Here is a 16,968-nt window from a genome sequence, read left to right as displayed (position 1 = left end):
CCGCTGCTGGCGACCAGTCCGTGCCCCTCTGTCTGAAGCCTGAGAGACTCGCGCAACCGGAACTCTGTCGGCGACGCTTACACCTTCGGCGCGGGGGCAAGCCCCGACTTTCCAGAGTGTCTTTCCCGTCTACGGTTCTTTTGCCTGAGAGATTTCGGGCGATTTCCCCTTCGGCGGCAGCTCGCGCTGCTCTCTCCCGCAAACAGGTAGGACTCAAAACTTAAGCCCTCGACGCGCCATCCATAGCTTGTCGGCGACACCTTGTCACCTGCCAGCGACACGTAAAGCGCGTCGTCTTTACAGTCTTCGCTAACCACGCCGTTTGCCGGTTTTTCAAGACAATGGCGATATTCTGGGCTGACGGTTTGGCCGGCAATTGCGTTGGGCACGGCGGATGGGGATTGACAGATGGGCGAACGGATCGGGAGCGCGCCGGTGGCGGGGCTGGCCTCGAAAGGACCGCATCACGGCGGAAGATGTCGTCATGCTGCGTCGCGAAGTGTTCGCTGACGGCGTGGTGACGCGCGGCGAGGCTGAAGCACTGTTCGCGCTCGATGCGACAGCGACGGACAAATGCCCGCAATGGCCTGAATTCTTCGTCGAGGCCGTTACCGACTACATCGTCTACCAGGAAAAGCCGGCAGGCTATATCTCTGAAGACAATGCCGGTTGGCTGATCCAGACCATCTCGCGCAACGGAATGGTCGACAGTGTGACCGAACTGGAGCTGCTGGTGCATGTGCTGGAAAGGGCGAAATCATCGCCCGGCCGGCTCTCCGCCTATGCGCTCGAGCAGGTCGCCAACGCGGTGGTCGACGGCAAGGGACCACTGATGCTCGGCGGCGCGCTGGTTCCCGGGCTGGTCGCCAAGGCAGAGGTCGATCTGTTGCGCCGCATTCTCCATGCCTATGGCGGCGACGGTAACATTGCCATCACACGGGTTGAGGCCGAGGTGCTGTTCCAGATCAACGAGCAGACCGCAGCGGCCCACAACGACCCGTCCTGGAACGACCTGTTCGTCAAGGCGCTCGCCAATTTCGTCATGTGTTCGGCCGGCTACGAAGCGCCGACGCGCGATGTGGCGCTGCGTCGTGACAGTTTCTTGGACCAGGCCGAGCCCGAAATTGGTGGCTTCTTCAGCCGCATGGTGTCGGGCGGACTGGCCGGCATCATGGAAGCCTATCGTTCGCCCGGCGATATCGAGGCCGAATGGGAGTCGAAGAACCGTGCCGCCGAGGCACTCGCGCGCCGCGCCGAGACGATCGCCGCCAGCGAGGCGAAATGGCTGGCCGATCGCATCGGCACCGACCGCCCGCTGCGTGACAATGAACGCGCGCTGCTGACGCTGATCAAACTCGCCTCGCCCGAGATACATCCGGCGCTCAAGCCGCTGCTCGACAAGGTTGCTTAAGCCGCGCCGTTTTCTGCGACCGTTTTGCAGAGGACGATATTGGAGTGTCTTCAGGCCAATCGCCAAGTTCGGCCACGCGCTCGAAACCGGCTTCCTCAGGCAAGCTCGGTTCGGTCGGAGTCAGATCGTGCTCGGTCAGAATGCGAGGCCTATCAAATCCCGCCATACCAGTCATAGCCATTGTCTTCCCAATAGCCGCCGCGGCCGCCGCCGGTATTGCCAAAACTGTCGACGAGCTCGATCTTGTAGAGATACTTCGGCATCTTGTAGCCGAGCTGTCGTTCGACGCGCACGCGCAGCGGCGCGCCGTTTTCGACCGGCAGCGGCTTGCCGTTGAGGCCGTAGGCGAGGATCGTCTGCGGGTGGCGGGCATCGATCAGGTCGATGGTGCCATAATATTTGATTTCCCCGGAGAGGCTACGATCGATCGTGTCGAGGCAGTGGAACATGACATAGCGGGCCTGCGGCTTGACCACAGCCTGGTCGAGCACCAGCGACAGCGGGGTGCCGGTCCATTTGGCGATGCAGCTCCAGCCTTCGACACAGTCGTGGCGGGTGATCTGCGTGCGGCTCGGCATGTTCTCCAACTGCTCGCGGCTGAGCGACAGCGGCTTTTCGACCAGGCCCGTTACCTCCAGCCGCCAGTCGGCGAAATTGTTGGCGAGCAGGCCCTTGTAGGTGTCATCCTCGGGCGCGGTGACGCCGTTCGGCCGCTGCGGCTGGCGGATGTCGGCCTCGGTGAATTCCGGCGCCAGAGCATCGCGGCCGGCAAGCCAGCGTTGCGCGCGGTAGGTCAGGCCATTGGCGTTTTCGAGGAAACTGCGCAGGCCATCGCCCATGCCGAGCTGGCTGTCGAAGGCATCGCAGCCCGACAACATGATGCCGGAAACGCCGAGGCCGGCGCCCGTCAGGAACTTTCGGCGGCTGATCTGGAATTTGGCCATCTCACGCACTCCTCTCGGTGTCGCCATGCCTTGGCGGATCGGTGCGGTACCAGCCGGTGATGATCGAGCGCAGTTCGTTGATCGGGCCGGCGGCGAGGATCATCATTATATGGACGATGAAAAAGCCGACCAGCAGCACCATCACCGTGAAATGGATGGTGCGCGCCGTCTGCCTTCCGCCGAGCAGTTCGTTGAGCCAGGGCAGCACCGAGTTCATGCTCGGCGACATGGCAAGGCCGGTGATGATCATGAGTGGCAACAGCACGAACAGTACGCCGCCATAGGCCATTTTCTGCAGCGTGTTGTATTCGCGTGTGTGGTGGAACCTGAGCTTGGCGTGCTCGATGATGTCCTGCGGCAGCCGCTTGAGATCGTCAAGGCGCGGCGCCAGATCGCGGCGCAGATGGCCGTTGACCAGGCTGGCGACCAGCCAGACGACCAAGGTGGTTGTCAGTATCCAGGCGAAGAAGAAATGCACGACGCGGGCGGTGCCGAGATCGTAATAGGACGGGATTGTCGCCCAGGACGGGAAGGCACGCGACGTTTGCTGCCCGGCCGGGCCCGACCAGCCGAGCACGCCTGTGGTGTCGAAGCGATGGCCGAAGATTTCGGTATAGCCGCGCGAGCCGGTGGCGGTGTTTTCGGCGCCGATGGCAAAGACGGTGTTGTTGTACTCGAAGCCGGATTGCTTGCCGATGTAGAGCTGCGGCCGGGCATTGAAGATCTGCAGGCCGGACAAAAGCATGAAGAACAGCGAGATCGCCCACAGCCAGTGCGTCAGGCGGGTCCAGCGCGATTGCCGGTAGATCAGCGTCGCATCCTTCGTTGAGGCGGCATCGACGCCTGCGCCGGGCTGACTCACGGTAATGGTTTCCATCTTTTCCTCGCCTCCGGCTGCGCGATCCTGGGATGGCCGCGCTCGTCCTTGTCCTCCCAATACGTCGCTATCGAAAGCGATGTTTCATGCGGTCACGTTTTTATTACGGGCACGGGTTTATCGCGGGCACGGATACTCAATTGCCGAGGCTCACCGCGAGATTGACGACGGCGGCGACGATGACGGCGTTGAAGAAGAACGACAGGATCGAATGGACAAGCACCACGCGGCGCATATGCGAGGTCGTGATCGCGGTGTCGGCGGTCTGCGCGGTCATGCCGATCACCGTCGCGAAATAGAGAAAGTCCCAACCGTCCGGCCGTTTGCCGCCGGGAAAATCGAGGCCGCCGACCGGTATCTTCTTCTTGGTTTCGGCATCGATCGCGTCGCCGTCCATCCAGTAGACATGCGCATAGTGGAGGGCGGCCATGGCATGGATGGTGAACCACCCAAGCGGGATCGACAGCATGGCGAAGCCGAGTTCGATGGGGTCGCGATCCTTGTGATTGATCAAAAGGAACAGCAGGACAATGGCCATGGCGACGATGCCGAGCGTGATGGCAAAGATGCCCAGCACTGGGAGGTCCAGTTCGCGCGCGTTCTTGCTGAGATAGCGGCCGGACAGCAGCGGCATCTTGGCGATGACGAGCGCGATGAAGACGACGAAGAAGGAATCGGCGGCAATCGAGATCGAATAGGCAAGCCGCGTGGAGACGGGGAGCGATCCAATCAAAGGCAATACCGCGGCAAATACGACCAGACCGACGGCTAGCGACACAAAGAACTGCTTGTGCCGCTGCAAGGGGTTATTCGGCGATATGTCGGCCATACCCGACCTCGGATGGTGCTTCACGTCTGGTCGGGTGTGACGGATTTCAGCGCGCGCCGCAAGATACGGTCGAGCTCACCCAGGAAACGCGAGCGATCCTGTGGCGCAAAGCTGGCATTGTAGCCCTTGCTCTCGCCGGTTTCGCGCAGATGCTGCTTCAAATCGCGCATTGCAACCGCCATGCCGATGGTCTCCGGCGTGAAAGGCCGGCCGGTTGGCCCAAGCACATGCGCGCCGAGCGCCACGGTGCGAGCGGCAAGCGGGATGTCGGCGGTGATCACGATGTCGTTGGGTTTTGCGTTCCCGACGATCCAATCGTCAGCGGCATCGGCGCTTTTAGAGACGACGACGTTGCGGATCATAGGATCGCGCGACGGACGCAGCCCGCCATTGGAGACGTAGGTGACGACCACGCCATGGCGCTCGGCGACCTTCTCGACCTCGGCTTTCACCGGGCAGGCGTCGGCGTCGACGTAGATGGCGGGTGCGGGCATTATCTCTCCAAAACGGACATGGGGCCGGCATGTTACCCGGCCCCATGCCAGAAATCTCGTACTGTCAGGCCGGCAGCGCGCCCGACTTCTTCGCCGTCCAGGTGGCTATGTAATCCATCAGGCCGGGGTTGAGACAGTCATAGGGTTCGAGGCCGATCGATTTCAACTGGCCGCGAATGCCGTCCATGCGCTTGGGGTCGACACCGGATTCGATGATCGACGAGACGAAAGCGGTGAAGCCCGGCGGTGACCAGCCGTCTTCCTCGAAGCGCTCGGGATGGATGAAGGACAGACCCTTGAACGGATGATCGCGCTCGACCGGGCCGTGCATGTGGACGCCGCAACCGGTGCAGGCATGACGCTGGATCAACGCTGCCGGATCGACCACCTTCAGCTTGTCGCCATTCTCGGTGACGGTGACGTCGCCAGTGCCGGCGACCGCCACGACCGAGAACACCGCGCCGTCCGGTTTCCAGCATTTGGTGCAGCCGCAGGCATGGTTGTGGGCGATCTGGCCCTTGACCGTCACCTTCACCGGCTTGCTGGTGCAGGCACAGACCAGCGTGCCGCCGGCAAAGCTTGCGCTTTCCTTCGGCAGGCCATTGTCGATTTTCGGATGCAGTTTCTCAGGCATTGTCTTCCTCCCTTGTTGAACCTGTGCAACTTCAGTCGCTGGCCCTTCGGTCGGCGGCTTGTTCTTCCTCCGTTTGGTGTGCGATCGGACGCAAAACCGGGCGCCACTTTTGCTGATCGCACTTAGTAAACGACGACGCTCCTGATCGACTTGCCCTCATGCATGAGGTCGAAGCCCTTGTTGATGTCTTCCAGCTTCAGCAAATGGGTGATCATCGGGTCGATCTGGATCTTGCCGTCCATGTACCAGTCGACGATTTTTGGCACGTCGGTGCGGCCGCGTGCGCCGCCAAAGGCGGTGCCCATCCAGGTGCGGCCGGTGACCAGTTGGAATGGCCTCGTCGAAATCTCCTGGCCGGCGCCCGCAACGCCGATGACGACCGACTTGCCCCAGCCGCGATGCGAGGCTTCCAGCGCCTGGCGCATCACCTTGGTGTTGCCGGTGCAGTCGAATGTGTAGTCGGCGCCGCCGATCTGGTCGGCGCCACGCTTGGTCATGTTGACGAGGTGAGGGACGATGTCGCCGTCGATCTCCTTCGGATTGACGAAATGCGTCATGCCGAAGCGCTCACCCCATTCCTTCTTGTCGTTGTTCAGATCGACGCCGATGATCATGTCGGCGCCGGCAAGCTTCAGGCCCTGGATGACGTTGAGACCGATGCCACCGAGGCCGAACACAACGGCGGTTGCGCCTTGCTCGACCTTGGCCGTGTTGATGACAGCGCCAATGCCGGTGGTGACGCCGCAGCCGATGTAACAGATCTTGTCGAAGGGGGCGTCGGGATTGACCTTGGCGAGCGCGATCTCGGGCAAAACGGTGAAATTGGAGAAGGTCGAGCAGCCCATATAGTGGAAGATCTTGTCCTTGCCGATCGAGAAGCGCGAGGAGCCATCGGGCATCAAGCCTTGGCCCTGCGTGGCGCGGATGGCGGTGCACAAATTGGTCTTGCGCGACAGGCAGGATGGGCACTGCCGGCATTCCGGCGTGTAGAGCGGGATGACGTGGTCGCCCTTCTTGACCGAGGTGACGCCCTTGCCGACATCGACGACAACGCCAGCGCCTTCATGGCCGAGGATTGCCGGAAACAGGCCTTCGGGATCGGCGCCCGACAAAGTGAACTCGTCGGTGTGGCAGATGCCGGTCGCCTTGATCTCGACCAGCACCTCGCCTTCGCGCGGTCCGTCGAGGTCGACCTCCATGATTTCCAACGGCTTTCCGGCGGCGACAGCGACAGCGGCGCGGGTTTTCATCAGGCAATTCCTCCCAAGGCGATTGGTCTTCAGGCTTTCAGGGTTTTTATACTGTTTCAACCCGATTTGGCGACCAAATATGGCGCAAATCTTGGCCCCAGTCGTCGGCGAGCCCGATCTTCGCCTCGCGGCACGGGCCTGGCGGGCCGGGAGTGTCTTGATGGGTGCGCTGCCGGCAGCTTGAGCCCGGCTGCCGAAGCCCATAAGAAGGACGAAAGACCCGAGGAAGCGCCTTCGATGTTCACGAAAATCCTGATCGCCAATCGCGGCGAGATTGCTTGCCGCGTCATCAAGACGGCGCGCAGGATGGGGATTGCCACCGTCGCGGTCTATTCCGACGCCGATCGCGACGCCGTGCATGTCGAAATGGCCGACGAAGCCGTGCATATCGGCCCATCGCCTGCCGCGCAAAGCTATCTCCTGGCTGAGAAGATCATCGCCGCCTGCAAGGAGACGGGCGCGCAGGCCGTGCATCCCGGCTACGGTTTTCTGTCGGAGCGGGCCGCTTTCTGCGAAGCGCTTGAGGCTGAGGGCATTGTCTTCATCGGTCCGAAACCCAAGGCGATCAAGGCGATGGGCGACAAGATCGAATCGAAGAAGTTCGCCAATGCCGCAGAAGTGTCGACGGTACCGGGCTGGCTTGGTGTCATCGAAAATGCCGACCATGCCGAAAAGATCGCCGGCGAGATCGGCTATCCCGTGATGATCAAGGCCTCGGCCGGCGGTGGCGGAAAAGGCATGCGCATTGCCTGGAGCCAGTCGGAAGTGCGCGACGGCTTCGACCGGGCGCGCTCGGAGGCGAAAAGCTCGTTCGGCGACGACCGCGTCTTCATCGAAAAGTTCGTCGTCGATCCGCGTCATATCGAAATCCAGGTGCTGGCCGACGCGCATGGCACCGCCCTCTATCTCGGCGAGCGCGAATGCTCGATCCAGCGCCGGAACCAGAAGGTTGCGGAAGAGGCGCCGTCGCCATTCCTCGATGCCAGGACGCGCAAGGCCATGGGCGAGCAGGCCGTGGCGCTGGCCAAGGCGGTCGACTACCAGAGCGCCGGCACCGTCGAGTTCATCGTCGATGCTGAAAAGAACTTCTATTTCCTTGAAATGAATACACGATTGCAGGTCGAGCATCCGGTGACGGAGCTTGTTACCGGCATCGACCTGGTCGAGCAGATGATCCGTGTCGCCGCCGGCGAGAAGCTGGCGATCGAGCAGAGCGACGTCAAGCTGAACGGCTGGGCGGTGGAAAGCCGGATCTATGCCGAGGACCCCTATCGCAATTTCCTGCCCTCGATCGGCCGTTTGACGCGCTACCGGCCGCCGGAGGAGGGCACGTTCGGCGACATCTTCATCCGCAACGACACCGGCGTCACCGAAGGCTCCGAGATTTCGATGTTCTATGACCCGATGGTGGCAAAGCTCTGCACCTGGGCGCCGACGCGGCTGGCGGCAATCGACGCCATGTCGGAAGCGCTGGACAGTTTCGTCGTCGACGGCATCGAGCACAACATCCCCTTCCTGGCGGCGCTGATGCAGCATCCGCGCTGGCGCGAGGGGCGGATATCGACGGGCTTCATCGCCGAGGAATATCCTGACGGCTTCGCGTCGATCGTGCCCAATGGCGATGAAAAGGCAGTGCTGGCGGCGATCGCCACCGCGGTCGAGCTTCTGCGCCGCGACCGGCTCGACCGGCTGGGCGGGCGGCTGGCGCCGCATTCGGGCGCACTCAAGCGCGATTGGGTGGTGAAGCTCGGCGACGACTATCTCCAGGCTTCGATCATCGAGGGCATGATCTCCATTCCGATGGAAATCGATCTGTCGGTCGATGGCGGCAAAGCGCTGACGGTGGCGTCCGACTGGCGGCCGGGCGACCTCATCTGGCGCGGCACTGTCGGTGCCCGCAAGGTCACGGCGCAGATCAGGCCGGCGCCGAACGGCCTGCGCATTGCCTGGAAAGGCATGTCGGTGAGGGCACGCGCCATGCTGCCGCGCACGGCGGAGCTGGAAAGGCTGATGCCGGAGAAGGTGGCGCCGGACACGTCCAAGATGCTGCTTTGCCCGATGCCGGGCCTGGTCGTGTCGATCGCGGTTGCCGAGGGGCAGGAGGTCAAGGCCGGCGAGACGCTGGCCGTGGTCGAGGCGATGAAGATGGAAAACGTGCTGCGCGCCGACCGCGATCTTGTCGTGTCGAAGCTCAACGCCAAGCCGGGTGACAGCCTGGCTGTCGATGCGGTGATCATGGAGTTCGCCTAGAGATTGTTTGGAAATTCTACTCCGGCGGCCATCTGAAGGTGGTTTCTGCGCTTCCCGTGCTCACGGACCAATGGCCGCTGCGCTCCGGTTCTCGAAACCACCATCATATGACTCGCCAGAGCGAATTTCGAACAATCTCTGAGCCGTGCGGCTGGGTACGGAAGCCTGTGGTCGGTTGTCAATTGTGCTGGACTGGCATCGCCCGGTCCGGGACAATACATCTCCATCGACTCAAAGCCCTTCGAGCAATTTGAAACATCATGGCGGATGACAAACTTCCACGCGATCCCCTGAGGCGCGAAGCAGCGCTCGCTGCTGCGCGCCCGGAGGCGCCGGCGCGGCCGTTCATCCATCTGCGCGTGCATTCGGCGTATTCGCTGCTCGAGGGCGCCTTGCAGGTCGCCGCTGTCGTCGCCCATGCCGTCAAGGACGAGTGCCCGGCAATCGCCGTCACCGACACCAACAATCTGTTCGGCGCGCTGGAATTTGCCCAGAAAGCGGTGAAAGAGGGCATCCAGCCGATCATCGGCTGCCAGATCGATCTCGCCTTTTCAGGCGAGACCAGTGACGCACAGCGCGACCGCCGCCGCCACGGGCCGGAGATGAACGCCGTGGTGCTGCTCGCCGCCACCGAGGTTGGCTATAGCAACCTGGTCAGGCTGGTCAGCCAGGTCTATCTGGAGACGCCGCCGGGCGAGCCCGTGCATCTGACGTCAGCAATGCTGGAAGGCCATAGCGATGGCCTGATCTGCCTCAGCGGCGGGCCGCGCGGCCCGATCGGCCGGGCGCTGAAGGAGGATCGCCGAGATCTTGCCGAGACGCGGCTTTTGGCACTCAAGGCGCTGTTCGGCGACCGGCTCTATGTCGAACTGGACCGTGTTTCCGGTTATGACCGCGCTATCGAGAAATCATCGGTCGACCTTGCCTATATCCATGATCTGCCGCTGGTCGCCACCAATGAGGCGTTCTTCGCCGCCCGCGACGACTATGAAGCGCATGACGCGCTGATCGCCATTGCCGAAGGGTCCGTCGTTGCCGCCGACAACCGCCGCCGCCTGACATCGGACAATTTCCTGCGCAGCCAGGCCGATATGGCGCGGCTGTTCGCCGACCTGCCGGAAGCGATCGACAACACCGTCGAGATCGCGCTGCGCTGTTCCTATTATCCCAAGACCCGCAATCCGATCCTGCCACGCTTTACCGGCGGCGATGTCGCCGACAATGAGGTGGCGCTGAAAGCGGAGGCCGATGAACTGCGCCGGCAGGCCCATGAAGGTCTCGACGCCCGGCTGGCGGCGCATGGACCCACCGCCGGCTACACGGTCGAACAATACCGCGAGCGGCTCGATTTCGAGCTCTCCATCATCGAGAAGATGAAATTTCCCGGTTACTTCCTGATCGTGGCCGACTTCATCAAATGGGCGAAGGCGCAAGGCATTCCGGTCGGGCCGGGCCGTGGTTCGGGCGCCGGATCGCTGGTCGCTTACTCCACCACCATCACCGATATCGATCCGCTGCGCTTCTCGCTGCTGTTCGAGCGCTTCCTCAATCCGGACCGCGTGTCGATGCCCGACTTCGACATCGACTTCTGCCAGGATCGGCGCGAAGAGGTCATCCGCTACGTCCAGCAGAAATATGGCCGCGACCAGGTGGGACAAATCATCACCTTCGGTACGCTGCAGGCGCGCGCGGTGCTGCGCGACGTCGGCCGCGTGCTGCAAATGCCTTACGGCCAAGTCGACAAGCTCTCCAAAATGGTGCCGCAGAACCCGGCCAATCCGGTCAAGCTGGCGGATGCCATCGCCAACGAGCCGCGCTTTGCCGAGGAGGCCGAGAAGGAGCCGATCGTGCAGACGCTGCTCGATATGGCGCAAAAGCTGGAAGGGCTCTACCGCCACGCTTCGACGCACGCCGCCGGCATCGTCATCGGCGACCGGCCCTTGTCGGAACTGGTGCCGATGTACCGCGATCCGCGCTCCGACATGCCGGTCACCCAGTTCAACATGAAATATGTCGAGCAGGCCGGGCTCGTAAAATTCGACTTCCTCGGCCTGAAGACGCTGACGGTGCTGGAGACGGCGGTGAAGCTGATCCGCCGGCGCGGCATCGAGATCGACCTGGCGACGATCCCGCTCGACGATCCTGAAACCTACGCCATGCTGTCGCGCGGCGAAGTGGTCGGTGTGTTCCAGGTGGAAAGTGCCGGCATGCGCAAGGCGCTGATCGGCATGCGGCCCGACTGCATCGAGGACATCATTGCGCTGGTGGCGCTCTACCGTCCCGGCCCGATGGAGAACATCCCGACCTACAACGCCAGAAAGCATGGCGAAGAGGAGATGGCATCGATCCATCCCAAGATCGACCATCTGGTGAAGGAGACGCAAGGCGTCATCGTCTACCAGGAACAGGTGATGCAGATCGCGCAGGAACTGTCGGGCTATTCGCTCGGCGAAGCCGATCTGCTGCGTCGCGCGATGGGCAAGAAGATCCGCGCCGAAATGGACAAGCAGCGCGAGCGTTTCGTCACCGGTGCGGTCGAACGCGGCGTCGGCAAGCCGCAGGCCGACTTCATCTTCGACCTTCTGGCCAAGTTCGCCGACTACGGCTTCAACAAATCGCACGCGGCCGCCTACGCCGTCGTGTCCTACCAGACCGCCTATCTCAAGGCGCATTACCCCGTCGAGTTCCTGGCGGCGTCGATGACGCTCGACATGGGCAATACCGACAAACTCGCCGATTTCCGCCAGGATGCGCTGCGTCTCGGCATCGAGGTGGTGGCGCCGTCGGTGATGACCAGCTTCCGCAATTTCGAGGTCGGCGAGAACCGCATTTACTATTCGCTGGCGGCCCTCAAGGGCGTCGGCGACGCTGCGGTCGAGCACATCGTCGCCATGCGCGGCGAAAAGCCGTTCAAGAATCTCGCCGATTTCTGTGAAAGGGTCGATCCCAAGATCGTCGGCAAGCGCGTCTTCGAAAGCCTGATCATGGCCGGCGCGCTCGACTGCTTCGGCCACGACCGCGCCCAGATGATGGCCGGCGTCGAACGGATGATGGGGCTGGCTTCGCTGGCGCAGCAGAATGCCATTTCGGGCCAGCACGACATTTTCGGCGCGTCGCTCGGCGCGCAGCAGCAGGCGCTCAATTTGCCGCAGACCGATCCGTGGCTTGCCGCCGACCGGCTGCACCGTGAATTCCAGGTCGTCGGCTTCTATCTTTCGGCGCATCCGCTCGACGAGTACAAGGCGGCCCTGCAGAAGATGCGCGTGCAGAACTGGGGCGAGTTCTCGGCTGCGGTCAAACGCGGTGCCGCCGCGGGCCGGCTCGCCGGCACCGTCACCACCAAGCAGGAGCGCAAGACCCGAACCGGCAACAAGATGGGCGTCATCGCCTTTTCCGACACATCTGGCCAATATGAAGCCGTGCTGTTTTCGGAAGGGTTGGCGCAGTATCGCGATCTGCTCGAGCCCGGACGTTCGGTGGTGATCACCGTTTCGGCCGAGGATAGGCCCGAAGGGGTCAATCTGCGCATCCAGACGGTGCAGTCGCTGGAGGATGAGGCCAGCCGTATCCAGAAGGCGCTGCGCATCTTCGTTCGAAATGACGGGCCTGCGTCGGCGATTCAATCGCAGCTTACCCAGCGTGGGGAAAGTCAGGTAAGCATTATCGTCATCAAAGAAGAGGCGCAGGGCGAGATCGAGATCGAATTGCCCAACCGCTACCGCATCTCGCCGCAGATCGCGTCGGCCATGCGCGCGGTGCCGGGTGTGGTCGAAGTCGAGCTCGTCTAGGCTGCGCTGATATACACGGCAATCGCATCGACGTCGGCCAGTGCATGACGGCATAAAGATGCTCTGGGCCTGACATTGCAGCCGATAGGGCCAGCGTGCGGGGCGTGGTTGACCTGACCTTCCTTTGAACCACATGCGTTGAGCAGAAACTTCAAAGGAACGCACAATCATGCCCAGCCGCGAACGCGTCGAAGCCTTCCTCAAGGAGGTGGTCGAAGGCAGCCACGTCAAAGCGATCGCCGACTTCTACCATGACGATGCCACCATGCAGGAAAATCTCGGCGTCCCGCGGCGCGGCAAGGAAACACTGATGGCGCATGAGCAGGCAGCACTCGATCGGATCGAGAAGATGCACAACCATCCTGTCCAGACATTCCTGGTCGATGGCGACAATGTCGCCATCCGCTGGACCTTCGACCGTGTCGACAAGGCCGGCACCGTGCGCCGGCTGGAAGAGGTGGCCCTGCAGCGCTGGCGTGGTGACCGGATTGCGGAGGAGCGGTTCGTCTACGACACCGCCTCGGCCTGGCGCCTCGTCGGGCCGGACGGCAAGGTGGTGGACGGGTGACGATCACCGGGTCAGATCATGATGAGATTTGGTTGAAATCTCATCATGATCTAACCCTTTGTTGGAGCATGATCTTTTCCGCAAACCGGCACCCACTTTTTGGGATCATGCTCTAGACGACCCCGGCTGGGACCGTTACGCACTTGGTGATGAAAGCAGCCGAGAAGGACGGATTGCAGCAAAGCTCAGCGATGGCGCGGCTGCGTGACAGGCTGCGCAAGCTCTATCACGGACGCACGCCGGCGGCGTTCCGGTTTCAACTGGTGGCGGTCATCATCGACCTCGCCATCATCGCCTTCTTCGTTGCCACGCCGGTGCTCCAGGACAAGCCGTCATTCCTGTGGCTCGACTATACCGTCGCGGCGCTGGTCGCCGCCGACCTGATTGCCCGACTGTTAGCCTCCAACGACATGTTGCGGCTGATGAAACAGCCGACATCCTGGGTCGATGTCTTCATCCTTCTGACGCTGCTGATGCCGACGGCGCTGGCAAATCTGGCGTTCCTGCGCATCCTGCGGCTATGGTCGCTGTCGCGCAGCGGGTCGCTGTGGCGGCATTTCGAAATGCGTGGCTTGAGGCCCTGGCGCGAGGCGAGCCACGCGGTCATCAACCTGTTGACGTTCCTGTTCGTCATCACCGGCTTCGTCTACACCTTCTTCTTCCGCACCGGCGCCGGCCTCGAAAACTACATTGATGCGCTGTATTTCACCGTTGCCACGGTGACGACGACCGGTTTCGGCGACATCGTGCTGCCGGGGATCGCCGGCAAGCTGGCCGCGATCGCCACCATGATCATCGGCATCTCGCTGTTCGTCAGACTGGCGACGGCGATTTTTCGACCCGCGAAGGTGTTCTTTCCCTGTCCGCAGTGCGGACTGCAACGGCATGAGCCGGACGCCGTGCACTGCAAGTCCTGCGGGCATCTTCTCAACATACCGGATGAGGGGAATTGACCGACCGCTACGAGGCCGCGACCTCGGCCGGCTTTGGCGCCTTGCGCTGCAGGTTGAGCAGGTTGCCCATCAGGATCAGCAGGGCGCCGCCGGCTGTAAAGATGTCGATCTGTTCGCTGTAGAGCAGCCAGCCGATCAGCGCCGACAGTGGCACGCGCAGGAAATCCATCGGTGAAATCACCGTAGCGTCGGCATAGGTGAGGGCACGCGCCATGCAGAAATGCGACGACATGCCGGTGAAGGCAATCAGCAGGATCCAGGGCCAGAGTTCGAGCGGTGGGTTGCGCCATTCATAAAGCGCCGGGATCAGGCCGACCACCGACTGGATGATCAGCATCCAGAAGATGATGCGCACGACACTGTCCGTGCGGGTCAGCGACTTGACCAACACCACCGATACGCCAAAGCACACGGCCGCGCCGAGAACGACGAGGTGACCCGGATCCATGGAGCCGACGCCGGGGCGAACGATGACCACCACGCCGATCAGGCCAAGCACGACCGCCGCAATTTTCGGGCGGGAGAGCCTTTCGCCAAGAAACGCCACCGCCAGGATCGCGGTCCAGATCGGCGTGGTGAATTCGATCGATATGAGCACCGCAAGCGGGATCAGCGTCAGCGCATAGAGCCATGCCGCCTGGCCCGTATAGTGGATGACATTGCGAGCGATATGGGCCAACGGGCGCTGCGTGCGCATTGCGGCGAATCCGCCGCTCATCGTCACCAGCGGCAACAGAATGAAGAAGCCGATCACCGAGCGCAGTTCCAGCACCTGGAAGACGTTGAGCTCGGCGGTGGTTGCGCGGCCAGCGACTGACATCGCCAGAAACGAGGCGATCGACAGCGCCATCCAGAACGCGGCTTTCGGGATCGATGGGGAAGGTGCCATAGGCGCTATGTCGCAAGCCGGGACTTCTATCGCAACCGTTAGGCGACGCATTCGACTGGGCCAGACCGTTGCAAAAACAGCCATGCCGGAAGTGGAACCTGACGCAACGGCAGGCGTTGGTTCCGGTATTGGCCAATTGCTGGACGCATCGTTCTTCAACATCAACGGGGGAGAGATTCCGATGAGATCATTCGCGCGGTTTCTGCTAGCCGGCTGCCTGCTAATTGCAAGCGCCACGGCCGATGCCGACGAGGCGAATTTTCTCAGCTCCTTGCAAGGGAATTTCTCCGGCAAGGGGACAGTCAAGGTCACCACCGACGCACCGACGGTGAATGTGTCCTGCACCTTCAATTCCGACGCGACCTCGAGTTCATTGTCGCTTGACGGCAATTGCCGTGGTCTTGTCGTGGTGACGCGCGCCATCAGCGCCAATCTGAAGGCCCGCGGGGCGAAGTATACTGGCGTCTATGTCGGGTCGCGCACCGGGCCGGCACAGCTCGCCGGCAGCCGTTCTGGGAACGCGATGAGTCTCGGCATTCGCTGGGCGGCGGAGGTCAATGGCGATCGCAAGGCGCGGTTGACGGTGGAGAAAACCAGCGGCGACGGAATGCGGTTGACCGTTACCGACGTCGATCCGAAAACCGGCAAGAACGTGGTGACGAGCCGCATCGATCTCAAGCGTATCTAAGCCGTCTCACTCCTCGATCGGCTCCGGCGGGTTGGCGTTGCGGCCTTTACCGAAGGTGTAGCCGGTTTCCACCGCCTTCTTGCCGAACTTGTCGCGTAGCGTATCGATGGCGCTTTCGGCCATGGCGCGCTTGCGCGAGCCGACGTCGACGAGATCGGGCGGATCGGCCTTCTCGTCATCCGAGAGATCGCTGACACCGATGCCAAGCAGCCGGTACTTTGTCCCGTCCGCCTCCTTGCGCAACAGCTCGAGCCCGGTCTGGAAAATGCGGTCGGCCAGCCGGGTCGGGTCGCCGAGCTGGCGGTTGCGGGTACGCAGCTTGAAATCCTGCGTCTTCAGCTTCAGCACCACGGTGCGCCCGGCAATGCCTGACTTCTTCAGCCGCGCCGAGACCTTTTCCGACAATCCCCTCAGCACTGGAACCAGTTCGCCCATTTCAGCTATGTCGGTGTCGAAAGTGGTTTCGGCCGACACACTTTTCGCATCCTGGTCGGGATCGACACGGCGGTCGTCCTGGCCGCGTGAGAGATGGTAGAGCCGGGTGCCCATCACGCCATAGCGGCGCATAAGATCGGCGCGCTCCATGCGCTGCAACTGGGCGATGCTGCGGATGCCGTCGCGTTCGAGCGTTGCGGCAAAAGCCTTGCCTACGCCCCAGATCAGCGTCACTGGCTGTTCGGCCAGGAAACCCAGCGCCTCGGCTTCGCCGATCACCGAAAAGCCGCGCGGCTTGCGGAAATCGGAGGCAACCTTGGCCAGGAACTTGCAGTAGGAAAGGCCGGCCGAAACGGTGATGCCGATTTCCTTTTCGACGGTCTGCGCAAAGCGCGCCAGCACCACCGCCGGCGGCATGCCGTGCAGGCGCTCGGTGCCGGCAAGGTCGAGAAACGCCTCATCGATGGAGAGCGGTTCGACCAGCGGCGTGAGCGCCTGCATCAAGGCGCGGACATCGCGGCCGACGCGGACGTATTTCTCCATATTGGGCGGGATGACGACCGCTTCCGGACAGGCTTCGAGCGCCTTGAACATCGGCATTGCCGAGCGCACCCCCTTGATGCGGGCGATGTAGCAGGCGGTGGAGACGACGCCGCGCTTGCCGCCGCCGATGATCAGCGGCTTGTCCTTCAGCGCCGGATTGTCGCGCTTTTCGATCGCCGCATAGAAGGCGTCGCAATCGATATGCGCCAGATGCAGCTGGTAGAGCTCGGGATGGCGGGTGAGTCGAGGGCTGCCGCAACGCTCACAGCGCCTGGTATCGCTGCGCTGAAAGGTCAGGCAGTCGCGGCAAAAACCGTGCTCGGGATTGTTGACAGGGGCCGCCATCGCTGCGAACATAAAGAGAACAGATGCAATGGTACGTCAGGACGGAAGCCGCCACAAGCGGTTAGCCGGG

Annotated in this window: 13 protein-coding genes, 1 pseudogene and 1 riboswitch; of the genes and pseudogenes, 6 read left to right on the top strand and 8 right to left on the bottom strand. The window is 62.4% G+C overall.

The genetic code is table 11. From position 1 onward, the window contains the following. Positions 1–122: 122 nt before the first annotated feature. Positions 123–209, bottom strand: a riboswitch (glycine riboswitch). Between the two features lie 199 nt (positions 210–408). Next, positions 409–1,411, top strand: a pseudogene (locus tag NKJ78_RS19380) (hypothetical protein). Positions 1,412–1,563: 152 nt separating this feature from the next. Here the strand turns inward: NKJ78_RS19380 and NKJ78_RS19375 are convergent. The 6 genes from NKJ78_RS19375 to NKJ78_RS19350 all read right to left on the bottom strand — a co-directional run bounded on the left by NKJ78_RS19375 (position 1,564) and on the right by NKJ78_RS19350 (position 6,439). Continuing rightward, positions 1,564–2,355: a molybdopterin-binding protein gene (locus NKJ78_RS19375; RefSeq protein ID WP_023738976.1), complete on the bottom strand. Its 792-nt coding sequence runs from the start codon at positions 2,353–2,355 to the stop codon at positions 1,564–1,566. 1 nt (position 2,356) lies between these two features. After that, on the bottom strand, positions 2,357–3,232 hold the full coding sequence (locus tag NKJ78_RS19370; protein WP_023738975.1) for a cytochrome b/b6 domain-containing protein: 876 nt from the start codon (positions 3,230–3,232) through the stop codon (positions 2,357–2,359). 136 nt (positions 3,233–3,368) lie between these two features. After that, entirely contained in the window at positions 3,369–4,061 is a 693-nt protein-coding gene (locus tag NKJ78_RS19365; protein ID WP_023738974.1) for a DUF1345 domain-containing protein, read from the bottom strand. Positions 4,062–4,081: 20 nt separating this feature from the next. Next, positions 4,082–4,555, bottom strand: a complete 474-nt coding sequence (locus tag NKJ78_RS19360) for a YaiI/YqxD family protein (RefSeq protein WP_023667588.1) — start codon at positions 4,553–4,555, stop codon at positions 4,082–4,084. Positions 4,556–4,619: 64 nt separating this feature from the next. Then, positions 4,620–5,189, bottom strand: a complete 570-nt coding sequence (gfa, locus tag NKJ78_RS19355) for an S-(hydroxymethyl)glutathione synthase (RefSeq protein WP_023691150.1) — start codon at positions 5,187–5,189, stop codon at positions 4,620–4,622. A 122-nt stretch (positions 5,190–5,311) separates the two neighbouring features. After that, on the bottom strand, positions 5,312–6,439 hold the full coding sequence (locus NKJ78_RS19350) for an S-(hydroxymethyl)glutathione dehydrogenase/class III alcohol dehydrogenase (RefSeq protein ID WP_023738973.1): 1,128 nt from the start codon (positions 6,437–6,439) through the stop codon (positions 5,312–5,314). 237 nt (positions 6,440–6,676) lie between these two features. Here NKJ78_RS19350 and NKJ78_RS19345 point away from each other — a divergent pair, with 237 nt between their 5' ends. The 4 genes from NKJ78_RS19345 to NKJ78_RS19330 all read left to right on the top strand — a co-directional run bounded on the left by NKJ78_RS19345 (position 6,677) and on the right by NKJ78_RS19330 (position 13,998). Beyond that, positions 6,677–8,689, top strand: coding sequence for an acetyl-CoA carboxylase biotin carboxylase subunit (locus NKJ78_RS19345; RefSeq protein ID WP_352459093.1), 2,013 nt, complete (start codon positions 6,677–6,679; stop codon positions 8,687–8,689). Positions 8,690–8,949: 260 nt separating this feature from the next. Then, the gene (dnaE, locus tag NKJ78_RS19340) at positions 8,950–12,477 is read left to right on the top strand and encodes a DNA polymerase III subunit alpha (RefSeq protein ID WP_023710635.1); all 3,528 of its coding nucleotides are present in this window, start codon (positions 8,950–8,952) and stop codon (positions 12,475–12,477) included. 169 nt (positions 12,478–12,646) lie between these two features. Beyond that, on the top strand, positions 12,647–13,045 hold the full coding sequence (locus NKJ78_RS19335) for a nuclear transport factor 2 family protein (RefSeq protein ID WP_352459092.1): 399 nt from the start codon (positions 12,647–12,649) through the stop codon (positions 13,043–13,045). Positions 13,046–13,194: 149 nt separating this feature from the next. After that, on the top strand, positions 13,195–13,998 hold the full coding sequence (locus NKJ78_RS19330; protein WP_352459091.1) for a potassium channel family protein: 804 nt from the start codon (positions 13,195–13,197) through the stop codon (positions 13,996–13,998). A 7-nt stretch (positions 13,999–14,005) separates the two neighbouring features. Here NKJ78_RS19330 and NKJ78_RS19325 read toward each other — a convergent pair whose 3' ends face one another. Beyond that, on the bottom strand, positions 14,006–14,887 hold the full coding sequence (locus tag NKJ78_RS19325) for a DMT family transporter (protein WP_023725721.1): 882 nt from the start codon (positions 14,885–14,887) through the stop codon (positions 14,006–14,008). A 181-nt stretch (positions 14,888–15,068) separates the two neighbouring features. Between NKJ78_RS19325 and NKJ78_RS19320 the strand changes: the two genes are divergently transcribed. After that, positions 15,069–15,575, top strand: coding sequence for a hypothetical protein (locus NKJ78_RS19320; protein ID WP_352562611.1), 507 nt, complete (start codon positions 15,069–15,071; stop codon positions 15,573–15,575). A gap of 6 nt (positions 15,576–15,581) precedes the next feature. Here NKJ78_RS19320 and NKJ78_RS19315 read toward each other — a convergent pair whose 3' ends face one another. Next, positions 15,582–16,910, bottom strand: a complete 1,329-nt coding sequence (locus NKJ78_RS19315; protein WP_023734461.1) for a DNA polymerase IV — start codon at positions 16,908–16,910, stop codon at positions 15,582–15,584. Between the last annotated feature and the right edge of the window lie 58 nt (positions 16,911–16,968).

The sequence above is a fragment of the Mesorhizobium sp. M0037 genome, from assembly GCF_040323635.1.
In the GTDB taxonomy this organism is placed as follows: domain Bacteria; phylum Pseudomonadota; class Alphaproteobacteria; order Rhizobiales; family Rhizobiaceae; genus Mesorhizobium.
Note: the sequence above shows the minus strand (reverse complement) of the source record. Positions and strands in the feature narration are given on the sequence as shown.

Bases quoted from the DNA above. Each gene is read 5' to 3' on its own strand.
- gfa (WP_023691150.1), bottom strand. From the start codon at position 5,189: ATGCCTGAGAAACTGCATCCGAAAATCGACAATGGCCTGCCGAAGGAA.
- NKJ78_RS19330 (WP_352459091.1), top strand. From the start codon at position 13,195: ATGAAAGCAGCCGAGAAGGACGGATTGCAGCAAAGCTCAGCGATGGCG.
- NKJ78_RS19345 (WP_352459093.1), top strand. From the start codon at position 6,677: ATGTTCACGAAAATCCTGATCGCCAATCGCGGCGAGATTGCTTGCCGC.
- NKJ78_RS19325 (WP_023725721.1), bottom strand. From the start codon at position 14,887: ATGGCACCTTCCCCATCGATCCCGAAAGCCGCGTTCTGGATGGCGCTG.
- NKJ78_RS19315 (WP_023734461.1), bottom strand. From the start codon at position 16,910: ATGTTCGCAGCGATGGCGGCCCCTGTCAACAATCCCGAGCACGGTTTT.
- NKJ78_RS19365 (WP_023738974.1), bottom strand. From the start codon at position 4,061: ATGGCCGACATATCGCCGAATAACCCCTTGCAGCGGCACAAGCAGTTC.
- NKJ78_RS19350 (WP_023738973.1), bottom strand. From the start codon at position 6,439: ATGAAAACCCGCGCCGCTGTCGCTGTCGCCGCCGGAAAGCCGTTGGAA.
- NKJ78_RS19320 (WP_352562611.1), top strand. From the start codon at position 15,069: ATGAGATCATTCGCGCGGTTTCTGCTAGCCGGCTGCCTGCTAATTGCA.
- NKJ78_RS19375 (WP_023738976.1), bottom strand. From the start codon at position 2,355: ATGGCCAAATTCCAGATCAGCCGCCGAAAGTTCCTGACGGGCGCCGGC.
- dnaE (WP_023710635.1), top strand. From the start codon at position 8,950: ATGGCGGATGACAAACTTCCACGCGATCCCCTGAGGCGCGAAGCAGCG.
- NKJ78_RS19335 (WP_352459092.1), top strand. From the start codon at position 12,647: ATGCCCAGCCGCGAACGCGTCGAAGCCTTCCTCAAGGAGGTGGTCGAA.
- NKJ78_RS19360 (WP_023667588.1), bottom strand. From the start codon at position 4,555: ATGCCCGCACCCGCCATCTACGTCGACGCCGACGCCTGCCCGGTGAAA.
- NKJ78_RS19370 (WP_023738975.1), bottom strand. From the start codon at position 3,232: ATGGAAACCATTACCGTGAGTCAGCCCGGCGCAGGCGTCGATGCCGCC.